Genomic DNA, 7,443 nt, shown 5'->3' on the forward strand with positions numbered 1-7,443 from the left:
TTTTCTATCTTTCCCCCCGTATTTTATTGTACAGTAAAAACCAGGGATTTATCCCATAGGAAGACACAAATGAAAAAGATCAAGTTCCAGGACACCTCGTTCCGCGATGGTTTCCAATCTATTTTCGGTGCCCGTGTGTTCGCCAAGGACTTTATGCCCGCGGTCGAAGCTGCCGTGAAGGCTGGCATCACCCACTTTGAAGCTGGTGGCGGCGCCCGTTTCCAGGCCCTGTACCAGAACTGCGGCGAAGACGCTTTCGACATGATGGACGAATTCCGCCGCGTAGTCGGCCCGAACATCCGCCTGCAGACCCTCGCCCGCGGTATCAACGTGGTGGCCCTCGCTCCGCAGCCGCGTGACATGATCAAGCTCCATGCCGACATGTTCAAGAAGCACGGCATGACCCGTATTCGTAACTTTGACGCCCTCAACGACGTGAACAACCTCATCTACTCCGGCAAGTGCATTACCGACGCCGGTCTGGAACACGAAGTCGTCGTGACCATGATGGAACTTCCTCCGGGATGCGACCTCAACGCCGCCCACAACCCGGAATTCTACGAACGCATCCTCCGCAACATCTTGGACGCAGGTGTTCCGTTCGCATCCGTCTGCTTCAAGGACGCTTCCGGTACCACGAACCCGACCAAGGTTTATGAGACCTTCAAGCGCGCCCGTAAGCTCCTCGGCGACAAGGTTGAACTCCGCATCCACAGCCACGACACCTGCGGTACCGGTGTGGCCCAGTACAAGGCCGCTATCGAAGGTGGCGCCGATGGCGTCGACCTCGGCCGCAAGCCGCTTTCCGGCGGTACGGCTCAGCCCGACCTGTTCTCCATGTTCCACGCCCTCAAGGGTACGGAATACAAGCTCGCCCTCGGCGAAGACAGCATCGTCGACGATCACATTCCGGAACTCATGGAAGCCAACAACGTCGCCGTCGAATGCCTCAAGGACTACAACTTCCCGCCTGAAGCCCGTCAGATTACCACCGACGTGATCTTCAGCCCCATGCCGGGTGGAGCTCTTACCGCCAACACCCTCATGATGCGTGAAACCAAGACCTTCCACCTGTTCCCGAAGGTTATCGAGAACATGAGTGAATGCGTCCGCCGCGGTGGCTTTGCTTCTTCCGTGACGCCGGTTTCTCAGTTCTACTTCCAGCAGGCTTACATGAACACCCTGAACCAGGCCGCAGGCCGCGGTACTTGGTTCAAGATGACCGAAGGCTACGGCAAGATGCTCCTCGGCTACCAGGGCAAGACTCCTTGCGAACCGGATCCGGAACTCGTGAAGATCGCTGCCGACCAGTTCAACATGAAGCCGTTCAAGGAAGCCTATCCGGGCGTCCAGTGCGCAGAAGAAATTCTCGAACCGGGCATTCCGAAGGCCAAGGCCCTCCTCGAAGAAAATGGTCTGCCGGTCACCGACGAAACCATCTTCATCACGGGCTGCCTCCAGACGAAGGCTGGCAACAAGGGTATCGAATTCCTCAAGGGCAACCGCCACATTGGCGTGCCGAAGAAGGACCCGAATGCTGCTCCGGCAGTGGACACCAAGAACATGAAGGCCGGCGCCGCAAGCACCTACCGCATCGCTCTTGGCAACCAGAGCTGGGACGTGCAGGTTCAGACCCTCAAGTAATTTGTTACGGCATCCGCCGTTCTACAAACAAATTAGAAAGAGCCGTGGTTCAACCCACGGCTCTTTTGTCATTTCAAACCTGAGCAGGAATCTAGAACACGAAGTTCTTGCCCGCGTAAACGGCCCACTCAATCAGGCTACTGCTGGCGCCACCGACAAAGAAACCCGTCGGATGCGTATAGGTAAGCTTGAGTGAAGTGGTCCAGTTGGCAAGCTCGCCCTTGTGCAAGACATCATATTCGACAACGGCATCCCCAAGGGATCCCTTATGCCCAAAATGAAAGCCAAACCACCAAGCCGTCATAAAGCCCATTCCCTGCTTTTCATCTATGTCGTTGACCCATTTTTTGTCGGATAGTTCTTCACGGACATCGTCATAATCTGACGCACCCTGGTAGAACTGAAGTCCGGCAGCAAAGCCGACGATAACCGTCGAGGTGCTAAGGTCCGCTCCGGTAAGAAGACGTTCCTGCACATTCCAGAATCCATAGCTTTTCTTACCAGCATCACTATCAAGCCAAACAACATAGGCATAATCCGGATGATTGGGGCTATACAACATAGGGTCGTTTTCTGCAACAGTTTTATTGCAGTCCGCATCCTCATCGCAGCCAAACTTAAGCGAACCGCCAAAGCCTCCTACGGCCGCATTCACAAAGAACGGCGACATTTTCCCATCAAAGCGATATGTCAGGCCAAGGCTTCCTCCACCAGCATTCAAGTCCGTCACATTGTAGGCATCACTTGTATGTCCCCAAAAACCGGTCGCGGCAACAGAGATTTCTTGCGGAGACGCTGTATCGGACGGAGCACGATGCGTCAACGGGGCCGGCATCAGGGTTGAACCCATAGAACGAGCGGTTGGTTCAAGGCAACCCGTCATAGCTAGCGCCATCGCAGATAACAGAATTACTCTCTTTTTCATATTTTCCTCTAACAAAAGTCTGCCGCACGCATAACGGAGCGAACAGACCTTTATTATAAAATAATTATTTTAAATTAACGCTCTTAATTAAGCAGGTTTCGTTTACGGCTGTGCCCTGAATAGACAATCGAGATGCCGCCAGCATTCCATTAGGCGTCAATCTCGTATCGACGATTTGATCCAGAGGAATACTAGCCTTCATAAAAGCACCCGATGCCGTAGCATTTCTCAAGGCATTAATCGGTCTGCGACTAGAGTATAAATAGACTACCGTCTGCTGACAACTCCCCGGCCAGAAAGCTATTTCCAATGTTGAAAATCCACTCAAATCCTTCATGCCTCCGAAATCAAGGTGCGCTCCGTAACCAGGTTGATCAAAGTTAAGACGAATTCCACTTCCTAGGGCATCAGAGTACTTTGATATCAAGGTCGAATCCTGCCATGCTACAAAGGAATAATCGGCATTAGGATACAAGTTCTTGGCCACCTTTACTTTGGGAACTTCTTCAGATACAAGCGACTTCACTATTCTCGGATTAGACAAGGTCACATTGCCTCCGTCCGAGTTCAAAATCAGACGGATCCAGCGATAAGCGGAAATTGATTCCTCGCCGGAAGGCAACTGCCAATGCGCGACAAACTTTTTTCCATCAACAGGGATACTAATTTCGTGCAACTGAATCTGGGTCACCCCATTCTTCGTTTTCGAAAGCATGATTTCGCCCTTCATCCAGTTACCCTTTGTCTGGTTCACAGTCACATCAACCTCGAACGCCGTACCCGCTTCTAAAATGCGACCATTGTCAAAAAGGGCAACCTTATGCCAACCCGCAGGAAGGTCGAAACGGACCGATTCCGTATTTTCTGTCGCCTTGGACTTGTAATCATAGCGAGCATATCCAAATTTCTTTGCCTGCACAAAGCCACTTTCCCTAATAAGTTGCGGAATTTTTGTCTGATCCATACAATTGCCATTTGGCAAAAAATACCATTCCAGCTTTTCATTACGAAACGCCTTCGCTCTCGAATCGTAATCGTAATTCGCAAGTTCGCATAGAATTCTCCACATATCTACTTGGAAGCCCTTTACCACAGCCGATTCTTCATTACCGGACAACTGTTCCGGCAACTCAATATGACGACCGCTAATCGGTTCATTATACCTAGGATGCGTCGGATCCACTGCGTAGGCGGCATCTGCCGTACTGCGAGTCCCCGGTTTTGTAAACGGGAAATCCGAGGAACTCTGCTTAAAGGCGCACTCCCCCCTCATCGCCAGGTTTCCCGAGCACTTCATATCCATAGCACTTGCCGTAGGAATAAAGGTACTGTTCTTTTGCAGCAGAGTATCTTCGTCCCATGCCGTCGATAGTGATGCCGAAACTCCCAATATATTGACGGACATGTCACTCGGCATTGCATCTTCAAATCCAGCATGAAGACTATTATACATCGTCTCCGCAAAAGGATATGTACTGCCCTGAATAAAATCAAATTCAGCGTCCTTTGTTATTGAGACAGATTGCTCTGAGCTAAATTTTTGATACACCCTATTTTTAGCGATTCTCTTTTCGCCCTTATTATAGGAAGCCATCTCACTCTCGGCACGCCCCATCAGAATTCCCGCTTTTTTAGCACGTCGGTTAAGTGTAAAATACTTTTCGGGATGTTTAGGAGACATGCCCTTCAGCTGGCCTTGGGCAACCAACACAGACGGGAAACCTTGATACTCGGCAGCCTTGCGATATTCGCCAAAAAGGAAACGCGATGAAGACATGCTCACCTCATACTCCGGATTAATTGTTTCAAAAATACTTGTCGGCTTTTGCCTTTCATAGAGCAGTAGACCGCTAGCTCCGGGACCTTCAATCAAATCACTAAAGGCTTCGGCTTCTGCAGACCCACCTAGAATAGCCCAGAAGTTAATCGTATAGTAAAGGCTCAACGGCAAAATAGCGCCCTGATGGGGAGAATCTAAGGACGCATAAAGGCGAATGGGCGCATCCTTGCTTTTGTTGCGCTGAATATCGTAAAGATACGCCCCATAACGGCCCAAAATACCCCCCTGACTTATACCCATCACGACCATTCCCGATTCCATCTTGTCAGGAAAACCGATCAGCTTATTTTCATTGAAAAACTTGAGCAATTCCGCAAAGTATCGAGCATTATCGTCCAAAGACGTCCTTACCGTTTCCGTAAACTGCACAAGAATCGGTGTATATCCGAGTTCTTCCAGCACATCCATGATTCCCAATCGATTCGCCTCATCTTCAAAATCAGATAATGTCCGTACCCCATCGGTACTCAGATATATTCCATCCAATATAAAGAAAGGCCGTTGCAGCGCCATGCCAAATACAGCGGATTGTTCGACAATTGGATTCCTAAAACGGATGCGGACATCGTGCAGCATTGTTTCTGCAGGACATAATTTACCATCTGCATTGAACTTTGCAATTTGATAGGGAGCCGTGGATATACAAAAATAATTCGATTTCTGCAGTTTGAAAAAAAAGTCATAATTACCGGCAAACGAAAATGTCACAGCAAGTATCACTAAATAAAAGATTTTTCTACACATCTTACTTCACCTCCACAAAAAGGTTCTGGTTCACCGTCACTCCTCCTTCATTAAGCCTCACTAACACCTGATGAATCCCAGCGGATTCAAATTCCAGTTGCAATTCACCTCCGGGGGCCAGTCTCAGCCATTTCCCGGACACCTGAATTTCCATAGTCGGCAAGATGTTCCTGTTTGTACACACGAAATAGGGATCGTAATAAAGTTTAAGCAACGAACCATGAACGATAGCAGAAGGTAGTCCCGCAAGTAGAAGCCGCGATTTTAGAAAACGTCTCGAAATGCAAGCGGTATCGACACATTCCCTATAGGCATAATCCACATTCCCGATTAGCAAAGGCATCGCCCTATTATCCGTAGCCGCAGCAAAACTCCTCGCTTCATAGAACAAGCTCTTCGGATTAGCAATGACGCTATCGCGCAACCGGTTGCGCTCTATAAAATACAGATTACGAAACCAGAGACTGGGCGATTTGTGGGTGGAGTCGTGTCCTTCACCCATGCTTCGTACAATCTGAAGGTGTTCCTGTTCACTCAGCACAAACAAAGCCGTTGTTGAATCCGAAACAGCACTACGTTCGGCATCCGTATAGGCCGCAGATGTCATAGGAATGGAAGTCTCGATGAACTTTCCTGGACGTAGCGGATTTTTAGGAGTAATCTCGCTAAAGACATATTCAATGGAATCCGAGCCTACAGCAGGAACAGTTGCATTCTCCGTAGCAACGCACCCCAATGTGACATCATCCAAGAATAATGTCGTATACTGATTGGCCGGAACTCCAAAGATTCCCACACCGACCTTCTGTACTGTCGCTTTTTCCTTTCCAATAAGTTCCGCGACCCGCACCTTGAGTGCATAGGAACGATTTGCCTCCAGCTCATAGTATTTGACAGCACTTCTTCCATATTCACTTTCTAGCCATAAACCGAATCTGACTTTTTGCGTTGCACGCACCTTAAAAGTCAAGTCTCCGCCCTGCACTATCGCAGGCAGATTCGAAAGAGACAGGTTTCCTGTCCAATTTCCCTTGTAATTTTTCATGCCAGACCAACGAATATAGGGTGGAGTCAATCCATCCATTTCTCCCCAGTTAGCGCTCCATTCCGGAGCTTCCGGGAATGTCATTCCACTCTGATCCATTTTTCCGGATTCACCATTACTATATAGCGAAACCTCTTGACAAACCTGTGCAAAACCCGAAAGAGACAATACTGTCCCTATCAAGGCCGCACACCTTGACATCCTATTTTTCATAGGACCTCCATTACTGATGTAGATGTATCAAAAAAGTCTAACGTTCGTTAAACTGTTCGCATATAAGAAAACGGAGGAAAAAATACATCCATCATCGGCTGTATCTAAAAAAATCCTCGGTTTGAAAACTAGATAATGTCTTTTCCCCTGTAAAGAGCTTCCTTTCTAAATATTTCACTTTGCAAATTATTGTTTCAGTTTCAGACGAAGCTCTGTCTTATAGCTGTTGCCATCAATACTATGCTTATAAGTATAGTTGCCGGCATACATCAACTCCAAACGTTTCTTGAAGGTCGAAAGTCCAAGCCCACTTGCATTCGCCTTTGCCTTGCGCGGAAAGTTACTATTCTCGCCCACAAAGCTAAGTTCATCCCCTTTCTGCACAATCTTGATATGGGCAAAGCTCTTGCCGTCTGGATTCACGCAATGTTTCATCGCATTTTCCATCAACGGCATCATCAACAGCGGTTCCACTTGACAATCCGGATTTTCAAGTTCGTATTCAAATTTAAAATCAAAGGAATCGTCATGTCTCAATTTCTCAAGTTCCGCATACTTTTCCAAAATGCCCACATCTTCTTTAAGCGAAATATACTTGTCGCCTGTCTGGTAAAGCATCACACGAATCAGCTGCGAAAGTTTCGTCATACTTGTTTCGGCAAGGCCAGGGTCTATACGAATCAGGCTAGTAATATTGTTCAAGGTATTGAACAAGAAATGCGGCGAGAGTTGGTTCTTCAAGAACTTGAGTTCGTATTCCAAAGTCGAGCGTTTTTTTTCACGCAAGATAAATGCCCTAATGATTTGTCTCGTAAACATCGAAATCAAGATGCACACAAAGCAGATGAGCGCAAGAGCTATCAGGAACACGAGCACCGTCCATACGGAAAAATGTCCACGCCCGGCCCCCGCACTAAAGCAATAGTTGCTAAAGAATTCAACGATGCCTTCTCCCGCCTTGCGTTGCAGCAGGAAATAGAACACCTCGCGCCCAAGCAACGAAAAGAAAAGCAACAGGGCATTGCCGACAAA

At 48.3% G+C, this 7,443-nt stretch carries 5 protein-coding genes; 1 reads left to right on the plus strand and 4 read right to left on the minus strand.

Annotated features, from left to right (window positions below):
• Positions 1 to 69 precede the first annotated feature (69 nt).
• On the plus strand, positions 70 to 1,644 hold the full coding sequence (locus tag Q0628_RS11935) for a biotin attachment protein (protein ID WP_072976800.1): 1,575 nt from the start codon (positions 70 to 72) through the stop codon (positions 1,642 to 1,644).
• Between the two features lie 91 nt (positions 1,645 to 1,735).
• Here Q0628_RS11935 and Q0628_RS11940 read toward each other — a convergent pair whose 3' ends face one another.
• From Q0628_RS11940 to Q0628_RS11955, 4 genes are all read right to left on the minus strand, one after another.
• On the minus strand, positions 1,736 to 2,569 hold the full coding sequence (locus tag Q0628_RS11940) for a hypothetical protein (RefSeq protein WP_298771266.1): 834 nt from the start codon (positions 2,567 to 2,569) through the stop codon (positions 1,736 to 1,738).
• Between the two features lie 64 nt (positions 2,570 to 2,633).
• Positions 2,634 to 5,153 carry a hypothetical protein gene (locus tag Q0628_RS11945; protein ID WP_298771268.1) on the minus strand — a complete coding sequence of 840 codons (2,520 nt, stop codon included), beginning with the start codon at positions 5,151 to 5,153 and terminating at the stop codon, positions 2,634 to 2,636.
• 1 nt (position 5,154) lies between these two features.
• On the minus strand, positions 5,155 to 6,411 hold the full coding sequence (locus Q0628_RS11950; RefSeq protein WP_298771270.1) for a hypothetical protein: 1,257 nt from the start codon (positions 6,409 to 6,411) through the stop codon (positions 5,155 to 5,157).
• Positions 6,412 to 6,597: 186 nt separating this feature from the next.
• The coding region (locus Q0628_RS11955; protein WP_298771272.1) for a sensor histidine kinase at positions 6,598 to 7,443 on the minus strand (846 nt) is incomplete at its 5' end.

The organism is uncultured Fibrobacter sp. (genome assembly GCF_937877005.1).
GTDB lineage: Bacteria > Fibrobacterota > Fibrobacteria > Fibrobacterales > Fibrobacteraceae > Fibrobacter.

Coding starts and splice junctions, on each gene's coding strand:
- Q0628_RS11935 (WP_072976800.1), top strand. CDS start 70: ATGAAAAAGATCAAGTTCCAGGACACCTCGTTCCGCGATGGTTTCCAA.
- Q0628_RS11940 (WP_298771266.1), bottom strand. CDS start 2,569: ATGAAAAAGAGAGTAATTCTGTTATCTGCGATGGCGCTAGCTATGACG.
- Q0628_RS11945 (WP_298771268.1), bottom strand. CDS start 5,153: ATGTGTAGAAAAATCTTTTATTTAGTGATACTTGCTGTGACATTTTCG.
- Q0628_RS11950 (WP_298771270.1), bottom strand. CDS start 6,411: ATGAAAAATAGGATGTCAAGGTGTGCGGCCTTGATAGGGACAGTATTG.